Origin of the sequence: Butyrivibrio sp. INlla18 (genome assembly GCF_900103635.1) — a bacterium.
Lineage (GTDB): Bacteria > Bacillota > Clostridia > Lachnospirales > Lachnospiraceae > Butyrivibrio.
The window spans coordinates 39,570-53,716 of the sequence record NZ_FMXK01000003.1 but is presented as its reverse complement, the minus strand read 5'-3'; the positions used below and the strand labels follow the sequence as shown (position 1 = coordinate 53,716).

The following is a 14,147-nucleotide window of genomic DNA, read 5'->3' as shown; positions in this document are numbered from 1 at the left end:
CAATAATGCTTTAATCAAGTTTGCCGTGGGCTCTGTCTACAGTCTCTGCAATTAGCTTTTCCATTTCAGGAGTATGTGAGATACCAGTTTTGGCTTCACATATCTCTTTTAATATCTTCTCACCATCAGCCTCTGTGAGCTCAGAAACTTTCTCATTAAACTCAGGATTCTTTCTGATGTGGATCAGATACTCTATGTTTCCTTCTGGTCCCTTGATAGGTGAAAAATCAAGGTGAAGCACTTCAAAGCCTGCAATATCAACGAAATCCATGATCCTGTGTACAACTTCTTCGTGAACCTTTGGATCTCTGACTACACCTTTTTTGCCAACCTTATCTCTTCCTGCTTCAAACTGAGGTTTGATAAGGCATACCATTTCTCCGCCGTCCTTTAGAAGGTTTCTGGCTGGGAGTAATATCTTGGTAAGTGAGATAAAAGAAACATCGCAGGATGAAAAGTCAAGATCATCCTGAATATCTGCTCTTACCATGTATCTAAAGTTAGTCTTTTCCATGCAGACAACTCGGTCATCGCTTCTAAGCTTCCAATCAAGCTGTCCATGACCTACATCAACTGAATAGACCTTGGTCGCTCCATTTTGAAGCATACAGTCTGTAAATCCGCCAGTTGAAGCGCCTATATCCATACAAACCTTTGATTCAAGTGAAAATCCAAAGTTGTTAACTGCCTTCTCAAGCTTGAGACCGCCTCTACTAACATAAGGAAGAGTATCCCCCTTTACTTCTAGAGATGTGATCTTGGCTTCTTCAAAAGTAGTCCCTGGCTTATCCTCTCTTTGTCCATTCACAAAGACATCGCCAGACATTATGAGGGCCTTTGCTTTCTCTCTTGATGTAGCAAGACCTCTGTTTACAAGAAGGACATCAAGTCTCTCTTTTTCTTTTGCCATAATAAATTACCTGTGTATTTCTTTTAATATCCTATCTGCAATAGACTTAGCATCTATTCCAAGTTCCTGTCTGAGCTTGTCCACATTTCCGTGAGTTACAAACTGATCAGGAATAGCTATCTGAAGCATATCAGCATCGATCTTGTTCTCATCAAGATATGCTCTTACTTTCTCGCCATAACCGCCGCAGGCAACGTTCTCTTCCATTGTTACAAAGAGCTTGTGGTCCTTGGCTGCCATGTGAATGTAATCAGTATCTATAGGCTTAGCAAATCTTGCATTCACAAGACTGCACTTAAGTCCCTGTTCTTTGAGGATATTTCTGACTTCCTCTGCGCTCTTGACCATACTGCCAAGAGCCAGAAGACAGATATCTTTTTCCTCATAGATAGGCTCGCACTTGCCCATCTCTATTGGAGCTCTGAACTCCTTGAGACCATCATAGGCATTTCCTCTAGGGTATCTGATAGCAGTTGGTCCATTGAACTCAACAGCAAACTTCAACATATCAGAAAGCTCCCATTTATTCTTTGGCGCCATGATGTGCATATTAGGCATAGTTGAAAGATATGAGATATCAAATATCCCCTGATGAGTCTCGCCGTCACTTCCTACAAGTCCTGCCCTGTCAACAGCAAAGACTACAGGAAGGTTCTGAAGACATACATCCTCTAAGATCTGGTCATATGCCCTCTGAAGGAAGGATGAATAAACTGCAAACACTGGTCTATAGCCACCTGTAGCCATACCAGCTGCAAAAGTAACAGCATGTTCCTCAGCAATGCCTGCATCTACAAATCTATCCTTGTACATGTTCCTAAATCTCTTAAGACCTGTACCATCAGCCATAGCTGCAGTAATAGCCACCACCTTGCTATTTCTGTCTCCAAGCTTGCACATAACTGTGCTGAAGATATCCTGATAGTTAGCAGTAGTTCTAGGATTTCTAGGAAGACCATTCTCAACAAGGAAAGGTTCTGTGCCATGGAATCTAGCAGGATGTCTCTCTGCAGGCTCATAGCCCTTACCTTTCTTGGTCATAACATGGATCATAACTGCCTTTTTGACCTTCTTGGCCTCCTTGATAGTCCTGATAAGGCCTGCTGTATCATGACCATTAACTGGTCCAAGGTATGTTATTCCAAGGTTCTCAAATACCATTCCAGGTACAAAGAGCTGCTTAAAGCTGTTCTTGGCTCTTCTGATTCCTGTAACTGCCTTTTTATTCTTACGAAGCTGAGCGTATACGTCCTCTTTGAGGTTTAAGTACCCTTCTGCAGTACGAACACCGTTAAGGTACTTGTTCATACCGCCTACGCTCTCAGAAATAGACATCTCATTATCATTAAGGATAATGATAAAGTTAGTCTCCAATTTGGCTGCATTATTAAGGGCTTCATAGGCAAGTCCGCCAGTAAGAGATCCATCACCGATAACAGATACTACTGTGTAGTCATCCTGCTGAAGATCTCTAGCCTTGACCATTCCAAGGCCTGCTGAAATAGAGGTTGAGCTGTGACCTGTGTCAAAACAGTCTGTATCGCTCTCACATCTTTTGGGGAAACCACTGATTCCGCCGTACTGACGAAGAGTACTGAATTTATCTTTCCTGCCAGTAAGGATCTTGTGAGTGTATGACTGGTGCCCTACATCCCATATTATCTTGTCTTCTGGAAGATCTAAAGCTACATGGAGAGCCATTGTAAGCTCAACCGTTCCAAGGTTAGAAGCTAAGTGTCCACCTGTGATTGAAAGGTTGTCTATCAAAAACTCTCTGATCTCCTGTGCAAGTTCAGGATATTTATTTGCAGGAATATTCTTTATATCTCCAGTTTTATTTATCTGATCAAGCAGCATGTTCATCTACCATCCATCATTTCTTTCTATAGATCAAATACTGAAAGAGCTCATCCAAAAATGTGTTTTCAAAGCCATGATCACTAAGTATCTTGGAGGCCTCATCAGAGAGTTCTTTTACCTTGTTAGAAGCTCCCTCCATGCCATAAAGGCTCACATAGGTGCTCTTTCCGTTCTTTTCATCTGAACCGATCGGTTTACCAAGTTCTTCCTGATTTCCAACTATATCAAGGATATCATCCTGAATCTGGAATGCAACTCCTACGCAACTTCCAGCCTTCTCAATGGCCTCTACAGCACTTTCATCTGCTCCGCCAAGGATCGCTCCTATCATAAGACTGCTCTCAATGAGAGCTCCTGTCTTGTTCTCATCTATATAACTTAAGGTATCCTTCATCTCCTCATCAGGGATATCCGTCTTGTTCTCTGCTACGATGTCAGCGCACTGACCACCTACCATGCCATAGATTCCAGCCTTGGTAGCAAGGACTTTAAGAGCCTTAAGGTATCTTTTTTGTCCGTCAAAAGAATCTGAAACTGAGCCTGCAATTGCTGTCTCAAAAGCAAGGTTTAATAGGCCATCACCAGCAAGTGTTGCCATACCTGCGCCATATACTGCATGAGTAGTCTTTCTGCCTCTTCTGTACTCATCGTTGTCCATAGCTGGAAGATCATCGTGCACAAGTGAATAGGTGTGTATCATCTCCATTGCTGCCATAAAAGGCTCTACCACCTTAAGATCAGCATCTGCTCCAGCAAAAAGGCGATAGGACTCCATCATCATGATAGGTCTAAGTCTCTTGCCTCCTGCTAAAAGGCTGTAATTCATAGCCTCAATAACAGTCTTTGCATAACCTTCCTCTTTTGGAAGATACTTTTTTAATATATTCTCAACTTCTGATACTCGCTCTTTGAGGCGACTTTCAAAGCCTTCGCTCTTCATTACTCAAAATCCTCCAGACTGCCATTTTCTGCTATCTTCTGAACCTTGAGTTCAACCTCTTCTATAGCCTCGTGGCAATTCTTAAGTAGTTTCATGCCTTCCTGATACTCTTTAAAAGAATCTTCTAAAGAGATGTCATCTTTTTCAAGAGCATGGATCTTTTCTTCAATTTTGCTGAAAGCCTCTTCTACAGAGAGCTTTTCTTTTTTATCCTCAGTCTTCTTGGCTGCCATACGCATTTTCCTCAGTTTCTATAACCTTAGCCTTGATAGTTCCATCTGTTACGTAGATTGAAAGCTTGTCATCCTTGTGAATGTCCTTGATGCTCCTTACGTTGCTACCATCTTCACCAGCCACATAGGAATATCCACCCTTCAATCTATCAAGTGGTGACAGGCCCTTTAATTTCTCGATATCAATATTAAGCCTGTGCCTATAATCTGTAAGCTTCCTATCCATAAGAGACTGCAGAGTATCTGCAAATCCGTCTAGTCTAAGGAGCTTATCTCTTATCTTGCCCTGAGGGCTTAAAAGTCTCAAGGACTCTTTATATCTGTCCATCAGGAGCTTCTTGCTGTTTAACTTATTTTCCATGCTCCTATGAAGGGTAAAAGAGTAATCCTCTATATCCTGCACGAATCTGTTATATTCGAATACTGCAATTTCTGCAGCAGCTGAAGGCGTAGGAGCCCTTCTGTCTGAAACATAATCTGCTATTGTAGTATCTGTCTCATGACCAACTGCAGATATAATAGGAATTGGACAATCAAAGATTGCCTGGGCGACTATTTCCTCATTGAATGCCCAAAGATCTTCTATAGAACCTCCGCCACGGCCAACAATGATAACATCAACCTGTTTCCTGGATAAAGTCTCAATTCCTCTGACAATACTCTCGGAAGCCTTCTCACCTTGAACTATGGCAGGATAAAGAATTATCTGAATATGCGGATTTCTGCGTGTCGCTACATTTATAATATCCCGCACAGCTGCACCAGTTGGAGCTGTAACTATGCCAAGAGTCCTGATATATGATGGAATAGGCTGTTTGTATTCTTCTGCAAACATGCCCTGTTCCAGTAGCTTTTGTTTTAATTCTTCAAATTTCTCATAAAGAGCTCCAGCTCCATCAAGTTCTATCTGTCTTGCATAAAGCTGATATTTGCCATCTCTTTCATATACATCAACTGTTCCGCTAGCCTTGACCTGCTGACCTTCCTTCATCTGAAACTTAAGGCCGCCTCTGTCTCTATCACCACGGAACATCACACAAGAAATAGCACCACCTGCATCCTTCAACGTAAAATAAATATGTCCAGATGAGTGGTACTTTAAATTACTGACCTCTCCTTTAATAGTAAGTGACTTAAGGAGAAAGTCCTGAGTAAACATATTCTTTATATAAGAATTAACCTGTGTGACTGTATATTCACTGCGCAAATTTTGCTAACACTCCATTTACAAAAGCGGATGAGCCATCCTGACCAAACTTCTTGGCAAGTTCAACTGCCTCGTTAATAGCAACACCCGTAGGTACTGTATCATCATATTTGATCTCATAGATAGCAAGACGGATGATAGTGAGCTCAACCTTAGCCATTCGGCTTGTATCCCAGCCAGAAGTTTCCTTGTTGATAGCTTCATCTATCTCTGGAAGCTTTTCTGCTATCTTCTCGTATTTTTCTCTAACGTAATCGGCATCAGCCTTAGAGAACTCGTGATCACTAGTCTCTGTGAAGAGTTCCTCCTGCTCTGCCATATCTTCTTTTGAATTAAATTCAACACGAAAGAGCAGCTTGAATACCTGCTCCCTCAGTTCTGTTCTATTCATCATACTTTCATTCCTATCTTATGCCTTTGGCATTGTAATTCCGGCGATCCTAATATTAACATCAGTAACTTCAAGTCCTGTCATGTTCTCAATTGAAGCCTTAACACGAGTCTGAACCTGCTGACATGTAGCTGGAATATTGAATCCATAAGCCATCATAAGTGCAAGATCAACCTTTACCTCTGACTGACCAACAACAACCTTCGCACCCTTTGCAAGATTCTTGCGGCTAACCTTTTCAAGAACATCACTTGTATAATTACCAGCCATAGCAGATACGCCTTCAACCTCAAGGGCTGCAAGAGCTGCGATTCTAGCAACTACGTCATCTGCGATCTTAACTGATCCAACCTCTGCAATTTCTTTTCCCATAATTGTCACCTCAATAAACACATTAATAATCTAATTCATTATACAGTATATCATAATCAATTCGCATCAATCCAGAATATTATAGTCCTGGTCTCAGCAAATGTGGTATATGACACGCTGCTGGTATCACCCTGAAGCACATCAAAGACGCCTTTATTAGTAATGAGCTGTTCAAAGATACTATCGTAAACCTCTTTGGTAGCGCACTTCATTGTTACGTTATTACTTCCATCCTTGTATCTTCTGTCAAAGAGGTCCTTGATAAGAGACATCTCTGCTGACTTAAAATACTCATCTTCTCTTACATAGTAGTTGTCTGTCATGCTACTGCAAACAGGCATATCTATAAGATCTGAAATATGATGTGTCTTGCCGATATCATCAGAAGTAACACACAGATAGTCGTAATTTACTGCAGGAAGCTTGGTAGCATCAGCAGTTTCGCCGTTACTGGTCTGATAAGAAGAATCTCCCCAGGTAACATCTACATAGTAATATGTTCCATTACACTGAACCAGGTTCCAAGCGTGTCTCACACCCTTTGAACTCTTGGTATCAACTGTTCCTGTAACTAGTGTGCACTTGATCCCAATCTTATTAAGAAGATACTGCGCTGCCTTGGCGTATCCATTGCATACACTCTTGCCATTTATAAATACTGAGCAGATATTCTGATTGTCCTCTGCATCAAGATCATAATCAGTATTAGTGATCAGATACTCATAAATATATTTAATAGCGTAGTATTCATCTTCAGAAGAAGGTGCATTGGTAAGGCACTTATTTACTGCATCGTTTATCTTAGCTTTTTTGTCTGCAACCTGCTCTGGTGTGTATGTATAGTTACCTGTAAAGGTGATCATCTCAATGACATCGCCTCTTGTGTGGTTCGTATACTGATACCCATCCACATAAAAGATCTCCGGATGATCCATCATTACATAGTCAAAGATCAGTTCTACAGCTTCATCACTGGTTGTTGAAACCAGTATATCTAAAGCCTGGTTTTCGAGTATTGTCAGGATCTCAGCATAAAGAGTCTTGCCTTCATTTGTAAGGCGCTCGTAAGCATAGAGTCCTTCCTGCTTCTTTTTGATGGTCTCTAAGTTAGAATCTGTAAGTCCTATGGCCTCTCTAGCAGCTTTCAGTTCCTTCTCAGATACTGAGCCAGAAACTTTTTTGTTACTGTACTCTGCCGTTGTGGTCTGATCTGGTTCTGCAGGTGCTTCATCTTCTGAGGTAAAAGAAGCTCCTTCATCCGCTTCAGCAGATGTGCTGACAGTAGCACTACTATTAACAGCTACATCTTCAGAGACATAATAGGTCCCATCAGAAGATGCCTCACTAGTACTATCTGAGGCATCCTTCATCCCTAGGGACTCAAGATACTCATCTATACTAGAAAACTGGCATCCAGACAAAAGCCCGCAAGATAACACCCCGGCTAATGTTAAAGCGATAAATTTCCTCAAAAACTTATCCTGACTTATCAATGCTTTCCTCCAGACTTAGTTCTTTTTGAACTCAGACAAAACAAGTCCTTTATTACGCTCCATTGTCATGCCGACACTCCACTCGTTAATGAAAAGAAGAAGTGGTCTGTCATGCATATCCTTGATCTTCTTCATGTCAGATGTTCCTACAAGTGAAGACATATCAACATCCTCATTATCAACCCATCTGATGTACTCATATGGAAGATTCTCAAGAATTATATCTACATTGTACTCACTTTGAAGTCTAAACTTCAATACGTCAAACTGAAGTACACCTACAACACCAACGATTATCTCTTCGAGACCTGTGTTGTACTCCTGGAATATCTGAATAGCACCTTCCTGAGCAATCTGAGTGATACCCTTAACGAACTGCTTTCTCTTCATGGTATCAACCTGACGTACTCTTGCAAAATGTTCAGGAGCGAATGTAGGAATTCCCTCGTATACGATATTTTCCTTTGGCATACATACTGTATCACCGATTGAGAAGATACCTGGATCAAATACACCCATGATATCTCCAGCATAAGCTTCGCTCAGAATCTTTCTCTCATCAGCCATAAGCTGCTGAGGCTGTGAAAGACGCATTATCTTGCCGCTCTGAACATGCTTAACTTCATTGTTGGCATCATATCTACCAGAACAGATTCTCATGAAGGCTACTCTGTCTCTATGAGCCTTGTTCATATTAGCCTGAATCTTGAATACAAATGCTGAGAAATCTCTCTCCATAGGATCAATAACTTCTCCATCAGAAGAAGTACGTCCTGTAGGTGGTGTGGCCATCTTGAGGAAGTGGTGAAGGAAAAGCTCAACACCAAAGTTCTGAAGAGCTGAACCAAAGAATACTGGTGTAAGCTCACCTGCTCTAACCTTCTCAAGGTCATACTCTGCACCAGCTCCATCTAAAAGCTCGATCTCGCCCTGGAGCTTTTCAAATGCATCCTGGCCTACCATGCTGTCGATTCCAGCCTTGTCATCTAAGGAGATGAATGTCTCTTTACCTTCCTTGGTACCCTTCTGAGTCTCTGAGAAAGTAACGATATGTCCTTCTCTTCTGTCATATATTCCCTTAAAGTTCTTACCTGAACCAATTGGCCAGTTCATAGGGCATGTAGCAATACCAAGGTTATTCTCGATATCATCAAGAAGATCAAAGGTATCCATAGCATCTCTATCAAGCTTGTTGATAAATGTAAAAATAGGAATATGGCTCATTGCACAGACTTTGAAAAGCTTTCTGGTCTGAGCCTCTACACCCTTACTAGCATCGATAACCATGACTGCTGAGTCAGCCGCCATAAGTGTTCTATATGTATCCTCTGAGAAATCCTGGTGTCCAGGTGTATCAAGGATATTGATGCAGCAATCCTCATAATTGAACTGAAGAACTGAAGAAGTAACTGAGATACCTCTCTGCTTCTCAATCTCCATCCAGTCAGATACTGCATGCTTGGCTGTAGCCTTACCCTTAACAGATCCAGCCTGATTGATCGCTCCACCATAGAGAAGGAACTTCTCAGTAAGTGTAGTCTTACCAGCATCAGGATGTGAAATGATAGCAAAGGTACGACGCTTATTAATCTCGCTAATTGTTTCTTTTGTATTACTCATCTCTTAATTCCTTAAATAATAAACTAAACAAACTCAAGTCTTAAATTATATAAATCAGCTCATCACTTAATATTTATTAAATAAGCTCATCTCTTAATATTTATTAAATAAGCTCAAATATTAACTTAGTTAACTGTTACGAAAATAAAACGCAAGGCAATATACTTGCACAATTTGGCTGCTTTAGAAAACGTTGGTACTTAGGCGTCGTCTTTTGACGCCTTAGTACCACTACGTTTTCTATAGAGTGAGAACGTCAGTCAAATGGGCAAGAATATTCCTTGCGTTAAGTTCCGCTAATTCAGTCCTTAGGGCAATCTTTAATTGAGAAGCTGATACGTCCCATCTTGTCCTTGCCGAGGCAGATTACTTTTACTGTATCGCCAAGTGTAAGAACATCCTCTACATGGTCGATTCTCTCCTTAGAGATCTTGCTGATATGAACCATGCCTTCCTTACCAGGAGCAAACTCTACGAATGCACCAAACTCCTTGATGCTTACAACCTTACCTGTAAAGATCTGATCCTTCTCAAAGTCAGTAACGATAACATTGATCATGTTAACTGCTTCTGCGATCTTGTCCTGATCTTCTCCGCAAACTGAAACCTTACCGTCATCTGTGATGTCGATCTTAACGCCTGTACGAGCGATGATCTCGTTGATTGTCTTACCTCTCTGTCCAACTACATCACCAATCTTCTCAGGATCGATCTGGAGAGAAACAATCTTAGGAGCGTACTTAGATACTTCCTTACGAGGCTCGGCAATAGCCTTGCTCATGCACTCATCCATAATGAATAATCTAGCTTCACGGCACTGTGCAATAGCTGTCTCAACGATAGGCTTTGTAAGACCGTGGATCTTGATATCCATCTGAATAGCTGTGATACCATCTTTTGTACCAGTTACCTTGAAGTCCATATCTCCAAAGAAGTCCTCAAGTCCCTGGATATCTGTAAGAACGATGAAATCGTCATCTGTATCGCCTGTTACAAGTCCGCATGAGATACCAGCAACCATCTTCTTGATAGGAACACCAGCAGCCATAAGTGACATGCATGATGCACATGTAGAAGCCATTGATGTTGATCCGTTAGACTCAAATGTCTCTGATACTGCACGGATTGCATATGGGAACTCTTCAACGCTAGGAAGAACTGGAAGAAGTGCTCTCTCTGCAAGAGCTCCGTGTCCGATCTCTCTACGTCCTGGTCCTCTTGAAACCTTTGTCTCACCTACTGAGTAAGCAGGGAAGTTGTACTGGTGTACATATCTCTTGTCTGCAGCAAATGCATCAAGACCTTCAACCTTCTGAGCCTCTGAAAGAGGAGCAAGTGTTACAACGTCACAGATCTGTGTCTGTCCACGAGTGAACATAGCACTTCCGTGTACTCTAGGAATAAGGTCAACCTCAGCTGAAAGAGGTCTGATCTGCTTGATATCACGTCCGTCTGGTCTCTTGTGATCCTTTAAGATCATCTTACGAACTGTCTTTTTCTCATACTGGTAGATTGCTTCACCAAGGATAGCAAGCCACTCTTCGTTATCAGCAAACTTTTCTGTAAGTCTGTCTGTGATCTCTGAGATATTGTTCTCTCTTGTCTGCTTGTCGTCTGTGAATACAGCCTTCTCCATTTCTTCTGGAGGAACAACTTCCTTGATAGCTGCAAAGAGCTCTTCAGGAACTGCACAGCTTGTGTACTCGTGCTTTGGCTTACCAACTTCTGCTACGATACCCTTGAAGAACTCGATGATCTGAAGGTTAACATCATGAGCCTTGTAGATAGCTTCCTTCATCTTCTCTTCTGGGATCTCATTAGCACCAGCCTCGATCATGATAACCTTCTGTCCTACAGATGCAACTGTAAGCTTGAGGTCACCTGTGTTCCACTGCTCCTGAGTTGGGTTTACGATAAGCTCACCATCGATCATACCTATCTGTGTCATAGCACATGGGCCATCGAAAGGAATATCTGAAATTGAAACTGAAATTGATGCACCAAGCATAGCAAGAAGCTCAGGTCTGCACTGAGGATCTACTGCCATAACCATAGTCTCGATTGTTACATCATTTCTGTAATCCTTAGGGAAAAGAGGTCTCATAGGTCTGTCGATAACGCGGCTTGTAAGAATAGCGTTCTCTGAAGGCTTGCCCTCTCTCTTGTTGTATCCACCTGGGAATTTACCTACTGCATAAAACTTCTCACCGTACTCTACTGAGAGTGGGAAGAAATCGATTCCGTCTCTTGGCTTAGCTGATGCTGTTGCTGTACAAAGAACTGTTGTGTCACCGTACTGCATGAATGCGCATCCGTTTGCCTGTTTTCCTACTTTACCGATCTCTACCTTAAGGGTACGACCAGCAAGTTCCATTGAATAAGTCTTTACCATTATTTTCTCCTTCTACTGCCCATCCGCAGTCCATCATCCGCAAAAACGCTTCAGGTGCGTGTGCAGTTTAAACATTTATTATGATATATGGTTTTCAAGGTCATAATAAAAATCACGAAGACATAATCTTTATTATAACTTTGAACCCATATACCTAGTGCACTTTAGTAAAAATTGAAAAGACGGAATAAGCCGATGTGACTCAGCCATATCCCGTCTTTATAGTTCACAGAATTATTTTCTAAGACCAAGGTCAGCGATGAGCTTACGATAAGCTTCGATGTCCTTCTTCTTAAGGTATCCAAGAAGGCTACGTCTCTGACCAACCATCTTAAGAAGACCTCTTCTTGAGTGGTGATCCTTAGGGTTCTTTGAAAGGTGATCGTTGAGCTCCTTGATTCTCTCTGTAAGGATAGCTACCTGTACCTCTGGTGAACCTGTGTCGCCAGCTGTTCTAGCAAACTTGTTGATAACTTCTGTTTTCTTTTCCTTTGTAATCATTGTTACATTCTCCTTTTTTCTGGAAATCCGCCATATACACAGATAAAGGTTGGAGTATCCTTAATCCGAGTACTGGTAGTTTCTGTTACTATTTATTACTGATATTTTGTCAGCAACTATAGTATGTTAGCATAAATTTGTCTTTATGTAAAGTCAAACTTAACCTAAGTCAATATTAGGCATTGGGATCTCGAAAGGCTTCTTTTCCTCTTCCTCAGCCTTAAGGAATTCGTAAGGTTCACAGTGCTGCATACCAGCTACGATGTTCATAGGGATCATCTTGATAGCACTGTTAAATACTGTAACATTGCTGTTGTAGATTCTTCTCTGAGCAAAGAGTGTCTCTTCTGTCTCAGTGATAACCTTCTGAAGGTTAAGGAACTGCTCAGATGACTGAATCTGAGGATAGTTCTCAGCTACTGCATTGATCACGCCCATAGACTTTGTAAGATTTGAATCAAGCTGAGCGATTTCCTTTGAATTCATACCTGAACGATATTTGCAGCTCTCAAGGAGGACCTTCTGTTCTGCGCTAAGTACTGTTGCTGCTGCTGCATAGCATGACTTAACTGACTGTGCTCTCTTCTGGCAAGCTACATCGATGTTACTAAGTGCTTCATCTACTTTGTTCTTTAAAACAATGAGTTTGTTGTTTGTTCTAACATACCAACCGATAAAGATCAGTAAAAATGCTCCTACTCCTACTATAGCTTTAACTAAATAAGCTGCGTTATTAACTGTTTGTGCTGTCTGCTGTACGTCCATTTTTTAAGCTCCTTTTTTTCTTGTTGTAAAATCTTCTTTATCAAGTTCAAGCCCATCAATATAAGTTCTGATGAAATCATCAATACCCCTACACTTTTTGATTGCTCTTTTGATATTCTTTTTCTTACGTGGAGGTGCACTTATATCCACCCAGGTACTTGACTCATTCTGAGTATATAAGTATCCATTCATGAATAAGAGCATGAATTTTTTTGCCCACTTTTTTGATCTAAGTGAATCATAAAAATCTCTGATTCTCATGATATGTCTTGGATTAAGAAGCATAAATGCTCCAAGTTCTTCGTTTGTAATTACCTTAAACTGTTTATTAAATATAATGTCATCAGTTTCAATAGCAATCGCTCCGTCCTTTTTCAGAGGAATGAACTCCTTCTCACCCACTTCAACATAACCAAGAAAATCATCTGGAAGCTTGATTTCTATATAATTCATAGCATTAGACCAGCGATCATCTGTCCCAAAAAGGTTAGAAGACTTTTCACTTCCTGTGTCTGCATATTTCTTGTACTGAACAAGGTTGTAATCAAGCCCTTTGTAACTGCCACTAATCTGTAAACGAGGCATAATCTGCTTGGTTCCACCATCAAAGAATGATGTTCGTGCATGATCTTCAAAACCAAATCCAAGAGATGCAATATTAAATACAGTTTTGCGACCTGGAACCTCTTTCTCTATTCCATCAGGGCCTGTAACACCTTTCCTTATTCTATCAAGACAATGATATTTACTATACTCTCTTGAATAGGAAACATTTTTTACACCAAGATCTGGTTCAAATGCTCTGAAAATGCAATCTGCTGCTGACAGGTCTTTTGCCATACTGATTCCAAAGCGTATTTCATCAACAAAATGCAAGTTGAGTCCAATCGCAAATAATGTAGCTAAGACTTTAACCCACCATGGAATTGGAGCAAAAATATCTCCCAAAATGACTACCACAGTGATCAGAAATATAGCAAGTAAATACCACTTTTCTTTTTCACGTGGCTCTAAGATTTCCTCTGCAGTATAGAGGCATCTTTCTTCCCCAACATTTTTCTCCTGCGCCATTTCTCCTCCTTTATTAGCTCCTATTTTGTTACTATTTTTGTAACAAGCAGTAACAGTTTCTTAATTATATATACATAGCCTTAATAAATCAAGGCTTAATTATGATCTTTCAATCTACGTATGCACATAAAAAGAGAGCTAAACTGTTATGCTTAGCTCTCTTTAAGGTTAGTGTAATTATTCTGTGTAATCAGGAGCGTCATCCATAACAATAGCTGCAATAATGTAAGCGCCGATGCCAACTCCGCCGCCGAATGTTGTAAGTGCCCATACAAGTCTTACAACTGTAGGATCAATTCCAAAATACTCGGCAATGCCTCCGCATACTCCACAGATTTTTCTATTATTGCTTTTATATAATTTCTTTCCGTCCATGTCCACCCTCCAAAAAA

Annotated in this window: 14 protein-coding genes; all 14 read right to left on the bottom strand. The window is 40.9% G+C overall.

Annotated features, from left to right (window positions below; all coding sequences use genetic code 11):
• Positions 1–10: 10 nt before the first annotated feature.
• The 14 genes from BLS24_RS00275 to BLS24_RS00210 all read right to left on the bottom strand — a co-directional run bounded on the left by BLS24_RS00275 (position 11) and on the right by BLS24_RS00210 (position 14,130).
• A complete protein-coding gene (locus BLS24_RS00275) occupies positions 11–910 on the bottom strand; it encodes a TlyA family RNA methyltransferase (RefSeq protein WP_091755122.1) in 900 nt (299 codons plus the stop codon).
• Positions 911–916: 6 nt separating this feature from the next.
• Positions 917–2,767, bottom strand: coding sequence for a 1-deoxy-D-xylulose-5-phosphate synthase (gene dxs, locus BLS24_RS00270; protein WP_091755399.1), 1,851 nt, complete (start codon positions 2,765–2,767; stop codon positions 917–919).
• A gap of 16 nt (positions 2,768–2,783) precedes the next feature.
• Complete coding sequence (locus tag BLS24_RS00265; protein WP_091755121.1) at positions 2,784–3,710, bottom strand: polyprenyl synthetase family protein; 927 nt, start codon at positions 3,708–3,710, stop codon at positions 2,784–2,786.
• Positions 3,710–3,943: an exodeoxyribonuclease VII small subunit gene (gene xseB / locus BLS24_RS00260; RefSeq protein WP_072701501.1), complete on the bottom strand. Its 234-nt coding sequence runs from the start codon at positions 3,941–3,943 to the stop codon at positions 3,710–3,712. Before xseB ends, BLS24_RS00265 begins: the two co-directional genes overlap by 1 nt.
• Entirely contained in the window at positions 3,924–5,150 is a 1,227-nt protein-coding gene (gene xseA / locus BLS24_RS00255) for an exodeoxyribonuclease VII large subunit (protein WP_091755120.1), read from the bottom strand. The genes xseB and xseA overlap by 20 nt, the downstream gene beginning before the upstream one ends.
• Positions 5,140–5,541: a transcription antitermination factor NusB gene (gene nusB / locus BLS24_RS00250; protein ID WP_091755397.1), complete on the bottom strand. Its 402-nt coding sequence runs from the start codon at positions 5,539–5,541 to the stop codon at positions 5,140–5,142. Before nusB ends, xseA begins: the two co-directional genes overlap by 11 nt.
• Positions 5,542–5,559: 18 nt before the next feature.
• A complete protein-coding gene (locus tag BLS24_RS00245; RefSeq protein WP_091755119.1) occupies positions 5,560–5,913 on the bottom strand; it encodes an Asp23/Gls24 family envelope stress response protein in 354 nt (117 codons plus the stop codon).
• Positions 5,914–5,969: 56 nt separating this feature from the next.
• On the bottom strand, positions 5,970–7,406 hold the full coding sequence (locus tag BLS24_RS00240; protein ID WP_143015131.1) for a transglutaminase domain-containing protein: 1,437 nt from the start codon (positions 7,404–7,406) through the stop codon (positions 5,970–5,972).
• Positions 7,407–7,421: 15 nt separating this feature from the next.
• Positions 7,422–9,026: a peptide chain release factor 3 gene (locus BLS24_RS00235; RefSeq protein ID WP_091755117.1), complete on the bottom strand. Its 1,605-nt coding sequence runs from the start codon at positions 9,024–9,026 to the stop codon at positions 7,422–7,424.
• 301 nt (positions 9,027–9,327) lie between these two features.
• Positions 9,328–11,418 carry a polyribonucleotide nucleotidyltransferase gene (locus BLS24_RS00230; protein ID WP_091755116.1) on the bottom strand — a complete coding sequence of 697 codons (2,091 nt, stop codon included), beginning with the start codon at positions 11,416–11,418 and terminating at the stop codon, positions 9,328–9,330.
• Between the two features lie 234 nt (positions 11,419–11,652).
• The gene (gene rpsO, locus BLS24_RS00225; protein ID WP_071175647.1) at positions 11,653–11,919 is read right to left on the bottom strand and encodes a 30S ribosomal protein S15; all 267 of its coding nucleotides are present in this window, start codon (positions 11,917–11,919) and stop codon (positions 11,653–11,655) included.
• A gap of 159 nt (positions 11,920–12,078) precedes the next feature.
• Positions 12,079–12,684 carry a LemA family protein gene (locus tag BLS24_RS00220; protein WP_091755115.1) on the bottom strand — a complete coding sequence of 202 codons (606 nt, stop codon included), beginning with the start codon at positions 12,682–12,684 and terminating at the stop codon, positions 12,079–12,081.
• Between the two features lie 3 nt (positions 12,685–12,687).
• On the bottom strand, positions 12,688–13,755 hold the full coding sequence (locus tag BLS24_RS00215) for a DUF3137 domain-containing protein (RefSeq protein ID WP_091755114.1): 1,068 nt from the start codon (positions 13,753–13,755) through the stop codon (positions 12,688–12,690).
• Positions 13,756–13,932: 177 nt separating this feature from the next.
• Entirely contained in the window at positions 13,933–14,130 is a 198-nt protein-coding gene (locus BLS24_RS00210) for a PspC domain-containing protein (RefSeq protein WP_091755113.1), read from the bottom strand.
• Between the last annotated feature and the right edge of the window lie 17 nt (positions 14,131–14,147).

What these genes read in the sequence shown, in the direction of transcription:
- xseB (WP_072701501.1), bottom strand. Translation starts at nt 3,943, where the DNA reads ATGGCAGCCAAGAAGACTGAGGATAAAAAAGAAAAGCTCTCTGTAGAA.
- BLS24_RS00245 (WP_091755119.1), bottom strand. Translation starts at nt 5,913, where the DNA reads ATGGGAAAAGAAATTGCAGAGGTTGGATCAGTTAAGATCGCAGATGAC.
- BLS24_RS00210 (WP_091755113.1), bottom strand. Translation starts at nt 14,130, where the DNA reads ATGGACGGAAAGAAATTATATAAAAGCAATAATAGAAAAATCTGTGGA.
- BLS24_RS00220 (WP_091755115.1), bottom strand. Translation starts at nt 12,684, where the DNA reads ATGGACGTACAGCAGACAGCACAAACAGTTAATAACGCAGCTTATTTA.
- BLS24_RS00265 (WP_091755121.1), bottom strand. Translation starts at nt 3,710, where the DNA reads ATGAAGAGCGAAGGCTTTGAAAGTCGCCTCAAAGAGCGAGTATCAGAA.
- BLS24_RS00230 (WP_091755116.1), bottom strand. Translation starts at nt 11,418, where the DNA reads ATGGTAAAGACTTATTCAATGGAACTTGCTGGTCGTACCCTTAAGGTA.
- rpsO (WP_071175647.1), bottom strand. Translation starts at nt 11,919, where the DNA reads ATGATTACAAAGGAAAAGAAAACAGAAGTTATCAACAAGTTTGCTAGA.
- BLS24_RS00275 (WP_091755122.1), bottom strand. Translation starts at nt 910, where the DNA reads ATGGCAAAAGAAAAAGAGAGACTTGATGTCCTTCTTGTAAACAGAGGT.
- nusB (WP_091755397.1), bottom strand. Translation starts at nt 5,541, where the DNA reads ATGAATAGAACAGAACTGAGGGAGCAGGTATTCAAGCTGCTCTTTCGT.
- dxs (WP_091755399.1), bottom strand. Translation starts at nt 2,767, where the DNA reads ATGCTGCTTGATCAGATAAATAAAACTGGAGATATAAAGAATATTCCT.
- BLS24_RS00235 (WP_091755117.1), bottom strand. Translation starts at nt 9,026, where the DNA reads ATGAGTAATACAAAAGAAACAATTAGCGAGATTAATAAGCGTCGTACC.
- BLS24_RS00215 (WP_091755114.1), bottom strand. Translation starts at nt 13,755, where the DNA reads ATGGCGCAGGAGAAAAATGTTGGGGAAGAAAGATGCCTCTATACTGCA.